We start from the raw sequence: 17,388 nt of genomic DNA, 5'->3' as shown, positions 1-17,388 counted from the left end.
ATGAAGACGGAGCAAAGAAGAAAATATCTAAAATTATCTGGACTGGAACCGATGATAGTTTCAGCAGAAACCAATTTCATTAATGTTGGTGAGCGAACTAATGTGGCAGGTTCGCGTAAGTTCCTGCGTTTGGTAAAAGAAGAAAAGTTTGATGAAGCTTTAGATATCGCAAGGCATCAGGTAGAAGGCGGTGCGCAGGTGATTGATATCAATATGGATGATGGTTTGATTGATGGTAAAGAAGCAATGGTTAGATTTCTAAATCTAATTATGGCAGAACCTGATATCGCTAGAGTTCCAATAATGATAGATAGTTCTAAATGGGATATTATAGAAGCTGGCCTACAAGTGGTTCAAGGAAAATGTGTGGTAAATTCTATTAGTCTTAAAGAAGGTGAAGAAGAGTTTATTTCCCATGCCAAAAAGATCAAGCGATATGGCGCAGCTGTTATTATTATGGCATTTGATGAGGTTGGGCAGGCAGATAATTACCAGCGTCGTATTGAAATTTCTAAGCGGTCATATGATATTTTGGTAAATCAGGTGAACTTCCCTCCAGAAGACATCATTTTTGACCTTAATATATTTCCTGTCGCTACGGGAATGGAAGAACATCGCAAAAATGCAATCGATTTTATCGAAGCAACAAAATGGGTAAGAGAGAATCTACCACATTGTAGTGTTAGTGGTGGAGTAAGCAATGTTTCTTTCTCTTTTAGAGGGAACAATCCTGTTCGTGAAGCAATGCATTCTGTGTTTTTGTATCATGCTATTCAGGCTGGAATGAATATGGGAATCGTAAATCCAGCAATGCTTGAGGTTTATGATGACATTCCTAAAGATTTATTAGAACACGTAGAAGATGTAATTCTGGATCGTAGAGATGATGCTACAGAAAGGCTTTTGGATTTTGCCGAAACTGTAGTAGGTACTAGTAAAGAAAAAACTATTGACCTATCCTGGAGAGAAGAATCATTACAAAATAGAATCACAAGGGCGTTGGTCAAAGGAATTGACCAATATATTGTGGATGATGTTGAGGAAGCAAGGCAAGCAGCTGAAAAGCCAATAGAAGTAATTGAGGGGAATTTAATGGCTGGTATGAATGTGGTAGGAGATCTTTTTGGTTCTGGTAAAATGTTTTTGCCTCAGGTGGTAAAATCTGCTAGAGTAATGAAAAAAGCAGTAGCATATCTTTTACCTTATATAGAAGAAGAAAAAAGGAAAAACCCTGAATTAGCAGAAGGAAATGGTTCTGCAGGGAAAGTCTTAATGGCAACCGTAAAAGGAGATGTTCATGATATAGGTAAAAATATTGTATCTGTAGTACTTGGTTGTAATAATTATGAGATTGTAGATTTAGGTGTTATGGTGCCCCCAGAAAAGATAATCCAAACTGCTATTGATGAACAAGTAGATGTTATAGGGTTAAGTGGACTAATCACCCCTTCTTTAGATGAAATGGTGTTTTTAGCTAAAGAAATGGAACGTAGAAACTTTAAAGTTCCTTTACTTATTGGAGGAGCAACTACATCCAAAGCACATACTGCGGTTAAGATTGATCCACAGTATAAAAATGCGGTGGTACATGTGAATGATGCTTCTAGAGCTGTTACAGTAGTTGGAGATCTATTAAACAAAAGAAGTAACCAGAAATATGTAGGAGATCTGAAAGAAGATTATGAAAAGTTTAGAGAAGGTTTTCTTAAAAGAACCAAACAAAAAGAATATTTAACTATTGAAGAGGCTCGAAAAAATAAATATATAATTGATTGGAATTCTTCTGAAATAAGTAAACCTAATAAGTTAGGTCCTCAGGTTATAGAAGATTTTGATTTAAAGAAATTAGAACCTTATATTGATTGGACTCCGTTCTTTAGATCATGGGATTTACATGGTAAATATCCAGCTATTTTGAAAGATAATGTAGTGGGAGAGCAAGCAACTTCTTTGTTTAAAGATGCACAAGAGTTATTACAAAAAGTATTTAAGGAAAAACTATTAGGAGCAAAAGCAATCTATGGTTTGTTTGAAGCAAATACGGTAAATGACGATGATATTCAGCTTACTTCAGGTTCAGGAGATTTTAAATTTAGAACACTTCGACAGCAGCTTAAAAAACACGCTGGGAAACCCAATTTTGCGTTAGCAGATTTTATTGCACCAAAAGAGTCAGGGAAACAGGATTATGTAGGGTGTTTTTGCGTAACAACTGGATTCGGTACCAAAGAATTGGCAGAGGCTTTCGAGGCGGATCACGATGATTATAATTCGATTATGATAAAAGCATTAGCTGATCGTTTAGCGGAAGCATTTGCAGAATATTTACACCATAAAATTCGTAAAGAAGATTGGGGATATGCAAGTGATGAACAATTTACTAATGAAGAGTTAATTAAGGAATCATATAAAGGAATTAGACCTGCACCAGGATACCCAGCATGTCCAGATCATTTAGAGAAGTTAACGATTTGGGAGGTACTGCAAGTTAAAAATAAAATAGGTGTAGAGCTTACAGAAGGCTTGGCGATGTGGCCAGCTGCATCTGTATCTGGTTACTATTTTGCTAATCCAGAAGCAAGGTATTTTGGACTAGGAAAAATCAAAGAAGATCAGGTCAAAGATTTTGCAACAAGGAAAAATATAGATTTTGAGTATGCTAAAAAATGGCTAAACCCCAATCTTATAGACTAGATAAGAAGGAAATTACCAACTGAGAACTAAATACTAAAAATGAAGGTTACTGATCATATAAAAAAAGCGAAGGGTAAAACCTTATTTTCTTTCGAATTAATTCCACCACAGAAAGGAAAAAGCATACAAGAGTTATATAATAATATTGACCCTTTAATGGAGTTTAATCCTCCATTTATTGATGTTACCACTTCTAGAGAAGAATTTATTTATATAGATAAAGAAGGGTTGTTAGATAAAAAGCTTACACGTATGCGCCCTGGAACGGTTGGAATCTGTGCTTCGATAACTCATAAATATAATGTAGATACTATTCCGCATGTACTTTGTGGTGGTTTTACAAAAGAAGAAACAGAATATTTGCTTGTGGATTGTCATTATTTAGGAATAGATAATGTAATGGCACTTCGAGGTGATGCTATGAAAGAAGAAAAGTATTTTAATCCAACAAATGGAGGACATTGTTATGCTAATGAACTTGTAGAACAAATCGTAAATATGAATAACGGGCGATTTCTACATGAAGTAATAGAAAGTGATAATCAATCTGATTTTTGTATTGGAGTAGCTGGATATCCAGAAAAACATTTAGAAGCACCTTCCATGGATTCAGATATAAGAAGATTAAAGAATAAGGTTGATGCTGGTGCAGATTATGTAGTAACACAAATGTTCTTTGATAATAAACGATATTTTTCTTTTGTAGAGAAAGCTAGAGAAGCTGGAATAGATGTGCCCATCATTCCTGGAATCAAACCAGTAGCAGTAAAAAGACACTTGCAGTTACTGCCACAAGTATTTAAGTTAGATATGCCAGATGAATTAGTAAGAGCAGTAGAAAGTTGTAAAACAAATAAAGAAGTTCGCGAAGTAGGTGTTGAATTTGCAATACAACAATCTAAGGAGTTAATGGAATATGGAGTACCTGTTTTACATTACTATTCTATGGGGAAATCTGATAATATCAAAAAAATAGCTGCAAATGTGTTTTAAATGCTCTTAAGGTTTTGGAAACTTTACGGTGCTAGCTTACATTTGCTGGGATGATAAAACAGATTTGTTTATTACTAATACTTCTTGGCTATGCAACAATTGCTCAGGAAGTTAAACCATACTATAGTTTTGATGTTAATAATTTCTATGGAACTATATTGAAGCACAACCCTGATATCTCTCATCTGATTACGGGGCATCCTTCGGGAGTTTTATTATCAGTAAACCGAAAAACTTTTGGTAGTAAAGAATGGCAGCGACTGTATAACTCTCCTGATTATGGAGTGTCTTTCATCTATCAAAATATGGATAATGAGTTTTTAGGAGAAAATTATGGGCTTTATGCACACTATAATTTTTACTTTTTTAAGCGTATTTTAATGTTGCGGATTGGACAGGGATTAGCGTATACAACAAATCCTTATGATGAAGATGATAATTTTAGAAACGTTGCCTATGGCTCTCATTTTATGAGCTCTACATTTGCTATGTTAAACCTTAAGAGAGAAAACATAATAGGAGGATTAGGTTTACAAACAGGAATTGGAGTAATTCATTATTCTAATGCAAATTTTAAAGCTCCTAATAAAAGTACGAATACTTTTATCTTTAATATTGGCCTTAATTATATATTGGATACAGAACTTCCTGAATATGTAAAAAAGGAAAAAGGAGAAGTTCGTGGATCAGAACCTATAGGTTATGGGTTTATTCTACGTGGAGGTGTTAATGAAAGCGATGTAGTTGGTTCTGGTCAATACCCGTTTTATACTTTTGGTGCTTTTGTAGATAAAAGACTAAATAAAAAAAGTAGTGTTCAATTAGGTGCAGAGTTGTTCTTTTCCAAAGCATTAGAGAGGTTTATTGATTTTAGATCCACAGGAGGCTTTGAAGACGGAACAACTGGAGATGAAGATTCAAAAAGAGTGGGTATGTTTTTAGGACATGAATTAAGAATTAATAAGATATCAATTTTAACTCAATTGGGGTATTATGTGTATTATCCTTATGATTTTGAAGGACAAGTATACAATCGTTTTGGAGCACGATATTATTTTAATAAAAATATGTTTGGATCGATTACCGTAAGATCACATGCCGCCAAGGCTGAGGCAGTTGAATTTTCAATTGGATACAGATTATGAAGAAAGTAATCCTGATAATATTGAGTTTATGTCTAATCGCTTGTGATACAGAGAATGCTATAGATTGTTTCCAAAGAACTGGTGATATAATAAGAGAAGAAGTAGTTGTTACCGACTTTACAAGAATTTTAGTCAACCCGAATGTTGAGTTAATCATTAAGCAAGGTCAGGACACCATGGTTATTATAGAAACTGGAGACAATTTGTTAGAAGAGGTATCAGCTATTGTAGAAGGAGATCGTTTAGTTTTGAGTAATACTAATGATTGCAATTTTGTAAGAGATTTTAATCAAACCAAAATTTTTGTGACAGCCCCTAATATTTCTGAAATAAGAAGCGCCACACAGTTTGATATTTCTTCGGATGGGATTTTGACTTATGATTCACTTTCACTAATCTCTGAGGATTTTAATGAAGATAATGGAGGTAATACTACGGGTACTTTTACTATGAATTTTGATAATGAAATGGTTACAGTAGTAGGTAATAATATTGCTTCTTTTTTTATATCTGGAGAGACAACAACCTTAAATATTACTTTCGCATCTGGTACAGGGCGATTTGAAGGAGAAGGTTTGATAACTCAGGATGTGAATATTCGACATCGAGGAACCAATAAGATAATAGTGAATCCGCAACAATCAATAAAAGGTGAGCTATTAAGCACGGGAGATGTGATTTCTGTAAATAGACCTCCAATTATTGAAGTAGAAGAATTTTTTACAGGAAGATTGATATTTCAATAGTTAATACCACACTGAAAAGGGGAAATTTCTCTCAATAATTTTATTAAACCTCCAAAAAATATTTAATTAAAAGGACTTCTAAGATAGTTTTTAAAAAGTTTTATATCTAATAGTGCTACATGTATACTGTTGATTTTACGAGTATTATCTTGAATTCTTGTTTCTTTATTTCGTTTTTCTATAATAAAAACTTGATGCTAATACCGTAAAAGTATTGAGGTTTTTTTATAGTAAGATATGAGTAATAATTCATAAATTGAAGTAACCCTTCTAATTAGGACATCTCCTGTTTTAAAATTTAAAGAATTGCATCATGAAAGAAAAAAAATATATTGAAACAGATCCTATTTTAGATAATAAAGAAAATTATTTGAAAAAAGAATTGTATTCTCTGATTAAAGAAGATAGTTCAATTTTTGAATTTTTACAAGAAGCAGCAATAGATGGGTTATGGTTTTGGGATCTTGATAACCCAGAGAATGAATGGATGAATTCTAGGTTTTGGAGAACATTAGGTTATGACCCTACAAAGATGCCTCATAAATCTTCAGCTTGGCAGGACATAATATTTAAAGAAGATTTAAAAAAAGTATATGCTAATTTTTCTAAGCATTCTCAGGATCCAACTTATCCATTTGATCAAATTGTTAGATATCGTCATAAATTAGGTCATACCGTTTGGATACAATGTAGAGGGATTATATTAAGAGACGATCAAGGTACACCAAGAAAAATGCTTGGAGCGCATACAGATATAACAAAGCTAAAAAAAGCAGAAAAAGATCTTCGTAATCAAATATCGGATTTTGAACACATTATTGAAGGTACAGATTTAGGAACTTGGCGATGGAACGTGCAAACTGGAGAAACTATCTTTAATGAGAGATGGGCACAGATTATTGGATATTCACTCTCTGAATTATCTCCTGTTTCTATTGATACTTGGATGAAATATTCGCACCCAGATGATCTGGAGAAATCTAATAAACTATTACAGGAGCATTTTTCTGGAAATACTGCTATTTATGATTGCGAAGCTCGAATGAAACATAAAAATGGTGAATATATATGGGTACTGGATAAAGGAAAAGTAATTAGTTGGGATGATCAGGGAAATCCTGAATGGATGATAGGATCACATCAAGAAATAACCAAAAAGAAAAAAGATTTTGAAAGAAATAGACTTTTTATAGAACAGACGCCAAGTGCAATGGCAATGTTTGATTGTGAAATGAACTATTTGGCAGCCTCTAAAAAATGGTTTGAAGTATATGGTATTAAGGATAACAATATTTTAGGGAAATCACATTTTCAAGTCCTTCCAGAAATAGCTAATAAATGGAAATCTAATTATCAAAAATCGCTCGAAGGAGAAGTGATTAGAAACGAGGAAGAATCTATTGAAAAGAAAGATGGTACAATACAATGGATTTCATGGGAGTTATGCCCTTGGTATTCTAATGAAAATCAAGTAGGAGGAATCGTGATTCATACATCAGATATCACTAAGTTAAAAAGAAAAGAAGAACTGAAATCTTTATTAAAAGTAGCCGAAGATCAGAATAAAAGACTTAAAAACTTTGCGCATATAGTTTCACATAATCTTAAATCTCATTCAGGTAATTTTGAGATGCTTTTGGATTTATTCATTCAGGAAAACCCAGCTATGAAGAATAATGAGATTGTTCAACTTTTTAAGACAGCATCTACAAATCTCTCAGAAACAATCTCTCACTTAAATGAGGTTGTTCTAATTAATACGCTAATAGATGAAAGTTTAGTGTCAATAGGATTAAAGGATGTTATTGATCTAATTGCAAAAAGTGTACATGCGATTGCTATTGAATCAAAAGTGATTATTAAAAACGAAGTAGATGCAGATATAAAAGTATTAGCTATACCAGCATATTTGGATAGTATATTGCTTAATTTTATTACCAATGGTATTAAGTACAGTGCCGATGAAAGAGATAGTTATATATCTTTAAGTGCAATTAAAGAAAAGCAAGAAGTTGTATTGAGTATTAAAGATAATGGTTTGGGAATAGATTTAAAAAAACATAGATCAAAGCTATTTGGTATGTATAAAACATTTCACCCTAATATCAAAAAATCTAGAGGGATTGGATTATTTATTACTAAAAATCAAGTAGAAGCAATAGGAGGAAGAATAGAAGTAGAAAGTAAAGTAAATAGTGGAACAACCTTTAAAATTTTCATGAAATATGAGTAAAATAGATATTGCTTGTGTTATCGATGATGATCCTATTTTTATATTTGGGATCAAAAAAATCATAGAACTCATAGGGTTTTGTAAAAGTCTGATGGTTTTCAGAGATGGTAAAGAGGCATTGAATAATTTAACGTCAATTATCTCTTCAAACATAGGTTTGCCAGATGTTATTTTGCTAGATTTAAACATGCCAATATTGGATGGATGGCAGTTTTTAGATGAGTTTGTTAAAATTCCTTGCGAGAAAAAAATAGTTATTTATATAGTTTCTTCATCGGTTGATCCAGAAGACGTTTTAAAGGCAAAAACATATCAAGGTGTTAGTGACTATATCGTGAAACCCGTTACTGTTAAAAAACTAAAAGAAGTGTTACTCGATTTTGAAAACGCTTTTTAATTTTTTTCGTTAAAATTAACTAGTAAGTTCTCTGAATAAACTTTCTAGATCTTTATTCTTTCTAGAGAGTTGAAGGATTTTCAATTCGTTATCATGGGCAAAATCAAAAACTGAAGAACGCATGTCTGTAGTAGTATCAAATGTGAGTTGATATGCAAATCCGTGAACATTTTTAACACCCTTTATATGAGGAAGTTTCATTAAAAAAGCATCTTCAACTCGATAATCAAATTCAACTTCTACAATTTGATCTGTTTGATCTGTTATTTCATGTAAATTTTTATCCGCAACAATTTCGCCTTTATTGATAATAATTACGCGATCACACATCGCTTCTACTTCTTGCATAATATGGGTAGAAAGAAAAACAGTCTTTTCTTCTCCAACTGACTTTATCAGTTCTCTAATTTCTACTAATTGATTGGGATCTAATCCTGTAGTGGGTTCGTCAAGAATTAGAACAGTCGGATCATGTAATAACGCACTCGCTAACCCAACCCGTTGACGATATCCTTTAGATAATTGACTTACTTTTTTATTTGCTTCTGGAGTAAGACCAGTCAACTTAATTACTTCTTCTATTCTTGATTTCGAAATCTTGTAGATTTTAGCATTAAAGGATAGATATTCTCTAACATACATATCTAAATACAAAGGGTTGTGTTCTGGAAGATATCCAACACTTCTTTGAACTTCTATTGGTTGAGAGTTGATATCAAAACCGTTAACAGATCCATTACCATCCGATGGATCTAAATACGTTGTCAAAATTTTCATCATCGTAGATTTTCCAGCACCATTAGGGCCTAAAAAGCCAACAATCTCTCCTTTTTTAATATCAAAAGAAATTTCGTTTAGCGCTTTTTGGGTATCATAAATCTTTGAAATATTAGAGACTGAAATCGACATGAGGTGTTTTTTATCAAAAATAGACAATTAAATTTCTATGCTAACGAGTTTTTGTAACATTTATGTTTTAGTCTAAATATAAAACTCTGAAGAATGTTTGATTTCTTTTAATACAAAAGTACTATTCAAAACCCCAATATTCTCAATTTTTGAAAGTTTAGTTTTTACAAAATCATGGTACTCTTCAAGACTTTTTGTATGAATTTTTAAAATAAAATCAACCTGTCCTGCCATATGATAACATTCCTGGACTTCATCAAGATTTTGGATTTGTTCTTCGAACTTTTCAATAAAAGCTTCATTATGATATCGCATAGATACCTGGCAAATAGTGGTTATAGATCTATCTATTAGTTTCTTATCAAGAATCGCAACATACTTTTTAATAAACCCCTGTTTCTCTAATCGTCTTACGCGTTCATATACAGGAGAAGGTGTAAGGTTAAGTATGGTGGCAATCTCTTTTGCGGTTTTTTTAGAATCCTTTTGTAAAATTCTAAGAATAGTGATATCTGTTTGATCTAATTGCTCCATGTTATTGGTTAAAAATTACTTTAAAATATAAAATTAAATATAATTAAAAGTAAAAATAGTTTTGAAAATATAAATATAAAGGAAAAATTACTTAGTTATGTATTTTATTCGGAAGTAAACGTTGCTATTATTACTTTAGTAAGTAAATAACACTTATTTGTGTTAAAATTTTAAGAAAGGATATGGGAACAAAGATTTTAATAATTGGTGCAAATGGGCAATTAGGTTCTGTACTTACAGAAGAGTTGAAAAACAAGTTTGGAGATGAAAATGTAATTGCTTCTGATCTTAAAGAAAGAGATAATTATAATGGAATCTTCGAAATAATTGATGCTACAGATAGTAATAGAATTGAAGAAGTTGTAACAAAATATGAGATTAATCAGATTTATCATTTAGCGGCAATTTTATCTGCTAAAGGAGAAGAAACTCCATTAATTACTTGGGATATTAATATGAAGACATTATTTAATGTGCTCGAAGTTTCAAGGAGAAATAAAATTGATCGTGTGTTTTTTCCCAGTTCGATAGCAGTGTTTGGAGAAGGAGCTCCTTTGGACAATACTCCAGATGATGCTTATCTTAATCCAGCAACGGTGTATGGCATTAGCAAGGCGGCAGGAGAGAATTGGGCACAATATTATTTTTTAAGATATGGTTTGGATGTTAGATCAATTCGATATCCAGGAGTTATTGGTTATCAATCATTGCCAGGTGGAGGAACAACCGATTATGCGGTAGATATATATCATAAAGCAGTATTAAAAGAAGAATTTAGTTGTTTTTTAAAAGAAGATGCAACGCTTCCAATGATTTTTATGGATGATGCAATTCGCGCAACCATAGAACTAATGGATGCACCAAAAAAAGATATTAATGTAAGAACTTCTTATAATATTGCAGGAATTAGCTTTGCACCTGCCGAAATTGTTGCTGAAATTCGTAAATTATATCCTGATTTTAAAGTGAAATATGAGCCAGATTTTAGGCAAGAAATTGCTTCGAGATGGCCTAGATCAATTGATGACGCTTCTGCAGCCAGTGACTGGGGATGGAAACCTAAGTTCGATCTGAAAGACATAACTGAGGTAATGATTCAGAAATTACAAGAAAAATATAAAAAAGGATCAAGAAATAAAGAAATTCTAATGTTTTAGAAAGTTTATTTCTAAACAAACAATAATAAAAATAACTACCCATGTTTTCGAATATAAAAAATGACATACAAAAAGAATTAGAAGAAATTAAATCTGCAGGGTTATATAAATCCGAAAGGATAATCACTACTCCACAAGGAGCAGAAATAGATACAACGAATACAAAACATGTATTGAATTTTTGTGCAAATAATTACTTAGGACTTTCGTCACATCCTGATGTTATAAAAGCAGGTAAAGAAGCAATCGATTCTCATGGATATGGATTGTCTTCAGTACGTTTTATTTGTGGTACTCAGGATATTCATAAGGAATTGGAGCATAAAACTGCAGAATTTTTGGGAATGGAAGACTGTATTTTGTATGCAGCAGCTTTTGATGCAAACGGAGGTGTTTTTGAACCTATTCTTACCGCAGAAGATGCAATTATTTCAGACTCCTTAAATCATGCATCTATTATCGATGGAATTCGCTTATGTAAAGCAAAACGTTTTAGGTATGAGCATAATAATATGGTTGACCTAGAAAAACAATTGCAATCGGCAGAAGGTTCTAGAAGAATATTAATAGTGACTGATGGTTCTTTTTCTATGGATGGTACGATCGCACAATTAGATAAAATATGTGATCTGGCTGATAAGTACAAAGCTATGGTCATGATTGACGAATGCCACTCTACAGGTTTTCTTGGTAAAACTGGACGCGGAACCCATGAATATCGAAATGTAATGGGACGAATAGATATTATTACAGGTACCTATGGTAAGGCACTTGGTGGTGCATCAGGAGGATTTACTGCTGCAAGAAAAGAAATTGTAGAAATGTTAAGACAACGTTCTAGACCTTATTTGTTTTCTAATACAGTAGCTCCTTCAATTGTAGGAGCATCAATCAAGGTATTAGACCTATTGAGTTCGTCCACATCACTAAGAGATAAATTAGAAGAAAATACCAAATATTTTAGATCAGAGATGACAGCTGCAGGATTTGATATCGTTCCTGGTGACCACCCAATAGTTCCAGTAATGTTGTATGAAGCAACATTGGCTCAAGAGTTTGCTGCAAAGTTGTTAGACGAAGGTATTTATGTAATTGGATTTTTCTATCCAGTAGTTCCGCAAGGAAAAGCGAGAATTAGAGTACAATTATCAGCTGGACATGATCGTAAACACCTTGAAAAAGCAGTGAAAGCATTTACTAAAGTAGGTAAGGAGCTGGAAGTGATATAATTACTAACGTTTGTTAGCGATCAAAAATGTAGAAGATTCGTATTATACAGGATTATTTATTTATAATACTTCATAGATTGTAATCAAATATTTGAAATTTGATGATAATAATGCGGAACTAGTGAAAAAAATGAAAAATTATTTTGTATAGCAATACTTTTAGCTACTTTAGCATCGTAATAAAGAAACAACAATGAGCAATTTATTTACTTGGAACCGATTTTATTTTTTCTTCTTTTATTTTAAAAGTAAGAACGGGATCGCTATGTAAATGAATAAGTCAAATTTATAAAACTAGAATCCCGATGTAACATCGGGATTTTTTTTTGAAATCAAAATTTAAAACGTTTGAGAAAAAAAGTTGCCATACAAGGAATAAGAGGTTCATATCATCATGGAGTTGCACAAGCATATTTTGGTAATGAAGTAGATGTAGATGAGTGCATGTCTTTTCAGGAGTTGGTTCATAGTCTGGAGAAAGAGAAAAGTACAGATGCAGTAATGGCGATAGAGAATTCTATAGCTGGATCTATTATTCCTAATTATGCATATATAGATGAGCATGATTTAACGATTAGCGGAGAGTATTTTCAGCCAATTCACCATTGTTTGATGGCTTTAGAAGGGCAAGAGATTTCTGATATAAAAGAGGTGTATTCTCATCCAATGGCATTACTGCAATGCAAGGATTTTTTTAGAGAACAACCACATATTAAGTTGGTAGAGGATGCAGATACTGCTGATGTAGCCAAAAGAATACAGGAGAAACAATTAATGGGTATTGCAGCTGTAGCAGGAGAAACAGCAGCAGCCATTTATAAGTTGGATATTTTGGCTAAAAGAATCCAGACAATTAAATCAAATAGTACAAGATTCTTTATCCTTAATACAAGAGAAGACTCTGGAGTTGATAAGAAAGAAATTAACAAAGCATCTTTAAAATTTCTTACAGATCATAAAAGAGGTAGTTTGGCAACAGTGCTTAATGTAATGAGCGATTGCGGATTGAATCTTACTAAGATTCAATCATTGCCAGTTATAGCTATGCCATGGAAATATTCTTTTTTTGTAGATGTAACTTTTGATCAATATGAGGATTATCAGAAAGCGATTTCAATATTAAAAATAATGGCTCTAGAACTTAAAATTTTAGGAGAATATAAAAATCAAAACGGATGAGTATTCAAACGGCAAAACGGTTAGAGACAGTAGAGGAATATTATTTTTCTAAAAAATTACGAGAAGTTAGAGCATTGGCAGCTTCAGGTAAACCTATTTTGAATATGGCTATTGGAAGCCCCGATTTGGATCCGCCAAAAGAAGTAGTTGATGCTATTCAGAATGCAGTAGTTCTTGATGGTGCTCATAAATATCAAAGCTATCAAGGATTACCAACATTAAGAAAAGCTATTGCTGATTTTTATGATGATAAATATCAAGTTTTATTAGATCCTGAAAATGAAATTTTACCATTAATGGGATCTAAAGAAGGTATTATGCATATTTCAATGGCTTATCTTAATGAAGGAGATCAGGTGTTAGTCCCAAATCCAGGATATCCGACATATACATCGGTAACAAAACTATTGGGAGCAACCCCAATAGTATACGATTTAAAACATGAAAATAATTGGGAACCAGATTTTGATGCACTGTCTAATCTTAACCTTAGCAAAGTGAAAATAATGTGGATTAATTATCCACATATGCCTACTGGAGCAGCAGGAAGTATTGAAACATTAGAAAAATTGGTTGCTTTTGCGAAAGAACATAATATTTTACTAATAAATGACAATCCATATAGTTTTATATTGAATGATAATCCTATTAGTATTTTATCTATTAATGATGCAAAAGAAGTTGCGTTAGAATTAAACTCTTTAAGTAAGACTTTTAATATGGCTGGATGGCGAGTAGGAATGGTAAGCGGAAGTCAGGATAAAATAGAAGCAATTCTTAAAGTAAAAAGTAATATGGATAGTGGTATGTTTCAAGGAATTCAAAAAGGAGCCATTGCCGCATTAAATATCTCCGATAATTGGTATTCGGAAATAAACAATATTTATGCAAAACGAAGAGAATTAATTTGGGACTTAGCATCAATTCTAGGTTGTACATACGATAAGACAGCAACTGGAATGTTTGTTTGGGCAAAACTCCCTGAAGGAACAGATGCAATGCAGTTTATAGATGATATTTTATATCAGAATAGCGTGTTTATAACTCCAGGTGATATTTTTGGAAGTAATGGTAAAGGTTACATTCGTTTTTCACTTTGTGTAACCAAAGAAAATATAAAAGAAGCTATAAAAAGATTACAGGTAGAAGCATGAAAGTATTCGTAATAGGGATAGGTTTAATTGGAGGGTCATTCGCAATTGATATTAAAGCGGCTTTTAATGAAGCTGAAATATATGGGATTGATAAAAATGAAGAACATTTAGATAGTGCTTTGTCACTAGGCTTGATAGATAAAAAATCTAATATTGAAGATCTAGATAAAGCAGATGTAGTAATTACAGCTATTCCTGTAGATATAACGGTAAAAGTTTTGCCAGAAATTCTGGAAAGAATTAACGATGAATGTCTAGTGTTTGATGTGGGTTCTACAAAGAAGAAACTTTGTAATTCTGTCAATGATCACCCTAAGCGTCGAAATTATTTGGCAACACACCCTATTGCTGGTACTGAATTTTCTGGACCTCAGGCGGCTATTGCAAATTTGTATCGAGGCAAAACTAATATTATTTGTGAAGTAGAGAAAACTGCTTTTAAATTACAGGAAAAAGGCATGGAGATTTTTACAAGATTAGGAATGCGAATTCGGTATATGGATCCTGCTTCTCATGATAAGCATATAGCATATGTGTCCCATTTATCACATATTAGTTCTTTTATGTTAGGAAAGACTGTGATCGAAAAAGAAAAAAACGAAAGAGATATATTTGATATGGCAGGCAGTGGATTTGCATCTACCGTGCGATTGGCAAAAAGTTCACCCGAAATGTGGGCACCGATTTTTAAACACAATAAAGAAAATGTGATCGAAACCCTAGAAGAATATATTGCAAATCTTACTCAATTTAAGGAGCTAATTGAAGAAGATAATTTTGTCGAAATTTATAAAGAAATGGAAGATACAAATCACATAAAAACAATTTTGAAAGGAATATCATAAAATAACCACTTAAAACGAATACTAATAGAGCTAAAAAAATAGAAATGGAGAATAAGAAAGAACTTAGAAACTGGTTAGATGAATATAATTTAGATCACCCATTGGTGATAGGAGGTCCTTGTAGTGCAGAAACAGAAGAGCAAGTAGTCAAAATAGCACATCAACTAAAGGATTCTGATGCTACTGTACTTCGTGCAGGAATATGGAAACCAAGAACCAGACCTGGAAATTTTGAAGGAGTTGGTGCTTTAGGGTTAAAGTGGTTACAACGCGCTAAAGAAGAAACTGGGATGAAAATTGCTACCGAAGTAGCAAATCCTCATCATGTAGAATTGGCATTAGAGCATGGAGTAGATGTATTATGGATTGGTGCAAGGAGTACAGTTTCGCCTTTTATTGTCCAAGATATTGCAGAGGCTTGCAAAGGGATTGATAACCCAGTACTAATTAAAAATCCAATTAATCCTGATTTATCACTATGGTTAGGTGCGGTAGAGCGTTTTTATACGTGTGATGTAAAAAACCTTGGAGTGATTCACAGAGGTTTTTCAACATATCAAAAAACAAAATATCGTAATATTCCAGAATGGCAAATTCCTATTGACTTGCAAAATCGTTTTCCTGATTTGCCGTTAATTTTAGACCCTTCTCATATTGCAGGAAGGAGAGATTTAATCTTTGATCTATCCCAAACAGCACTAGATCTCAACTTTGATGGGTTAATAGTAGAAACACACTTTGATCCAGATAACGCTTGGAGCGACGCAGCACAACAAATTACACCAGATACTTTAATTCAGCATATGAAAGATTTAAAAATTCGTAAGGAAATAGGCGTAGATGAAGCGTACCAAAGAGTTTTAAGTGAATTACGAGCAAAAATTGATGTCGCTGATAATCAATTATTAGATGTTTTATCAAAAAGAATGAAAATCTCTGATGAAATAGGTAAGGCTAAAGCAAAACAGAATGTAGCTATACTACAGTCTAAACGTTGGAACGAAATTCTTGGAAAAATGATTCTCGAAGGAGAGGAAAAAGGATTGAGTGAAGAGTTTATTTTAAGAATTTATAAAGCGATTCACCAAGAGTCAATCAATCATCAGAAAAAAGTAGCTAGATCTTAAATTTGGATAATACCTATTGGGTATAGAGATTTATTTGCATCTTTGCGTTTATGACAGGAACTGTTTATAAATCTACTGGAAGTTGGTATACCGTAAAAACGGATAACGGAGCTGTGTATGAATGTCGTATAAAAGGTAAATTTAGAATAAAAGGTATAAAAAGTACGAATCCTGTTTCTGTTGGAGATAGAGTAGATTTTAAACTAGAAACCAAAAATGATAGAGAAACTGGAGTAATCGAGAATATTAGAGAACGTCAGAATTATATCATTAGGAAATCAGTGAATTTATCAAAACAAACCCACATCATTGCTGCAAACATTGATGTGGTTTTTTTATTAGTTACGCTTAATAATCCTCCGACATTTACCACATTTATAGATCGGTTTTTGGTAACTGCAGAAGCGTATGATATAAAAGCAGTATTACTTTTTAATAAGATTGATACTTATAATGAAGATGAATTGCTAGAAATAAAATATTTAGCCGCTTTATATAGAAAAGTAGGGTATGAATGCATAGGTATTTCTGCAAAAACAGGTAAAAATATTGATAAGGTTAAATCTTTGATGGAAGGTAAAGTCAGTATGTTTTCAGGACATAGTGGTGTAGGTAAATCTACCTTGGTTAATTTAATTGAGCCTAATCTATCGTTAAAAACAGCAGAAATTAGTGATCAACACCAACAAGGTCAGCATACAACAACATTTGCAGAAATGTTCGACCTTAGTTTTGATGCTAAAATCATAGACACTCCAGGAATCAAAGGTTTTGGAATTGTAGATATGGATAAAGAAGAATTAGGGGACTACTTTCCAGAGTTCTTTGAACTTAAACAACAATGCAAGTTTAACAATTGCTTACACATTAATGAACCTAAATGTGCTATAAAAGACGCGTTGGAGAATGAAGATATTGCTTGGTCAAGATATAAAAGTTATTTGCAAATTCTGGAAGGTGAAGAGGAGCATTACCGTAAGAATAACTATGATAATGAGGACTAACAACTAGTTATGACCTTTTAAAATAAGAAGGCTTAGATCGAT

The 17,388-nt window shown here is 32.7% G+C and carries 15 protein-coding genes; 13 read left to right on the top strand and 2 right to left on the bottom strand.

Translation table 11 applies throughout. The features are described from left to right. From metH to QBK95_RS06220, 6 genes are all read left to right on the top strand, one after another. On the top strand, positions 1-2,694 hold the full coding sequence (gene metH, locus QBK95_RS06245) for a methionine synthase (RefSeq protein WP_280931684.1): 2,694 nt from the start codon (positions 1-3) through the stop codon (positions 2,692-2,694). A 39-nt stretch (positions 2,695-2,733) separates the two neighbouring features. Next, a complete protein-coding gene (gene metF, locus QBK95_RS06240) occupies positions 2,734-3,687 on the top strand; it encodes a methylenetetrahydrofolate reductase [NAD(P)H] (RefSeq protein ID WP_280931683.1) in 954 nt (317 codons plus the stop codon). Between the two features lie 50 nt (positions 3,688-3,737). After that, positions 3,738-4,832, top strand: coding sequence for an acyloxyacyl hydrolase (locus QBK95_RS06235; RefSeq protein WP_280931681.1), 1,095 nt, complete (start codon positions 3,738-3,740; stop codon positions 4,830-4,832). Next, positions 4,829-5,578, top strand: a complete 750-nt coding sequence (locus QBK95_RS06230) for a head GIN domain-containing protein (RefSeq protein ID WP_280931678.1) — start codon at positions 4,829-4,831, stop codon at positions 5,576-5,578. The genes QBK95_RS06235 and QBK95_RS06230 overlap by 4 nt, the downstream gene beginning before the upstream one ends. A 313-nt stretch (positions 5,579-5,891) precedes the next feature. Beyond that, entirely contained in the window at positions 5,892-7,811 is a 1,920-nt protein-coding gene (locus QBK95_RS06225) for a PAS domain-containing protein (protein WP_280931676.1), read from the top strand. Then, on the top strand, positions 7,804-8,208 hold the full coding sequence (locus tag QBK95_RS06220; protein ID WP_280931673.1) for a response regulator: 405 nt from the start codon (positions 7,804-7,806) through the stop codon (positions 8,206-8,208). Before QBK95_RS06225 ends, QBK95_RS06220 begins: the two co-directional genes overlap by 8 nt. Positions 8,209-8,223: 15 nt before the next feature. Here the strand turns inward: QBK95_RS06220 and gldA are convergent, their stop codons facing one another. Then, positions 8,224-9,117 carry a gliding motility-associated ABC transporter ATP-binding subunit GldA gene (gene gldA / locus QBK95_RS06215; RefSeq protein ID WP_280931672.1) on the bottom strand — a complete coding sequence of 298 codons (894 nt, stop codon included), beginning with the start codon at positions 9,115-9,117 and terminating at the stop codon, positions 8,224-8,226. Between the two features lie 72 nt (positions 9,118-9,189). Beyond that, the gene (locus QBK95_RS06210) at positions 9,190-9,651 is read right to left on the bottom strand and encodes an Lrp/AsnC family transcriptional regulator (RefSeq protein ID WP_280931671.1); all 462 of its coding nucleotides are present in this window, start codon (positions 9,649-9,651) and stop codon (positions 9,190-9,192) included. Between the two features lie 182 nt (positions 9,652-9,833). Between QBK95_RS06210 and QBK95_RS06205 the strand changes: the two genes are divergently transcribed. The 7 genes from QBK95_RS06205 (at position 9,834) to rsgA (ending at position 17,346) form a co-directional block, all read left to right on the top strand. After that, positions 9,834-10,808, top strand: a complete 975-nt coding sequence (locus QBK95_RS06205) for an NAD-dependent epimerase/dehydratase family protein (RefSeq protein WP_280931669.1) — start codon at positions 9,834-9,836, stop codon at positions 10,806-10,808. A gap of 41 nt (positions 10,809-10,849) precedes the next feature. After that, positions 10,850-12,037 (top strand): glycine C-acetyltransferase, encoded by a 1,188-nt coding sequence (kbl, locus tag QBK95_RS06200; protein ID WP_280931667.1) that lies wholly within the window; start codon positions 10,850-10,852, stop codon positions 12,035-12,037. Between the two features lie 348 nt (positions 12,038-12,385). Next, positions 12,386-13,216, top strand: a complete 831-nt coding sequence (locus QBK95_RS06195; protein ID WP_280931665.1) for a prephenate dehydratase — start codon at positions 12,386-12,388, stop codon at positions 13,214-13,216. After that, entirely contained in the window at positions 13,213-14,370 is a 1,158-nt protein-coding gene (locus QBK95_RS06190) for a pyridoxal phosphate-dependent aminotransferase (protein ID WP_280931663.1), read from the top strand. Before QBK95_RS06195 ends, QBK95_RS06190 begins: the two co-directional genes overlap by 4 nt. Beyond that, positions 14,367-15,215 carry a prephenate dehydrogenase gene (locus tag QBK95_RS06185; protein ID WP_280931661.1) on the top strand — a complete coding sequence of 283 codons (849 nt, stop codon included), beginning with the start codon at positions 14,367-14,369 and terminating at the stop codon, positions 15,213-15,215. The genes QBK95_RS06190 and QBK95_RS06185 overlap by 4 nt, the downstream gene beginning before the upstream one ends. Before the next feature lie 44 nt (positions 15,216-15,259). Then, positions 15,260-16,342, top strand: a complete 1,083-nt coding sequence (locus QBK95_RS06180) for a bifunctional 3-deoxy-7-phosphoheptulonate synthase/chorismate mutase type II (protein ID WP_280931660.1) — start codon at positions 15,260-15,262, stop codon at positions 16,340-16,342. 50 nt (positions 16,343-16,392) lie between these two features. Next, on the top strand, positions 16,393-17,346 hold the full coding sequence (gene rsgA / locus QBK95_RS06175) for a ribosome small subunit-dependent GTPase A (RefSeq protein ID WP_280931658.1): 954 nt from the start codon (positions 16,393-16,395) through the stop codon (positions 17,344-17,346). The last annotated feature ends 42 nt before the right edge of the window (positions 17,347-17,388 follow it).

Source organism: Aquimarina mycalae, assembly GCF_029906345.1.
Classification (GTDB): domain Bacteria; phylum Bacteroidota; class Bacteroidia; order Flavobacteriales; family Flavobacteriaceae; genus Aquimarina.
Note: the sequence above shows the minus strand (reverse complement) of the source record. Positions and strands in the feature narration are given on the sequence as shown.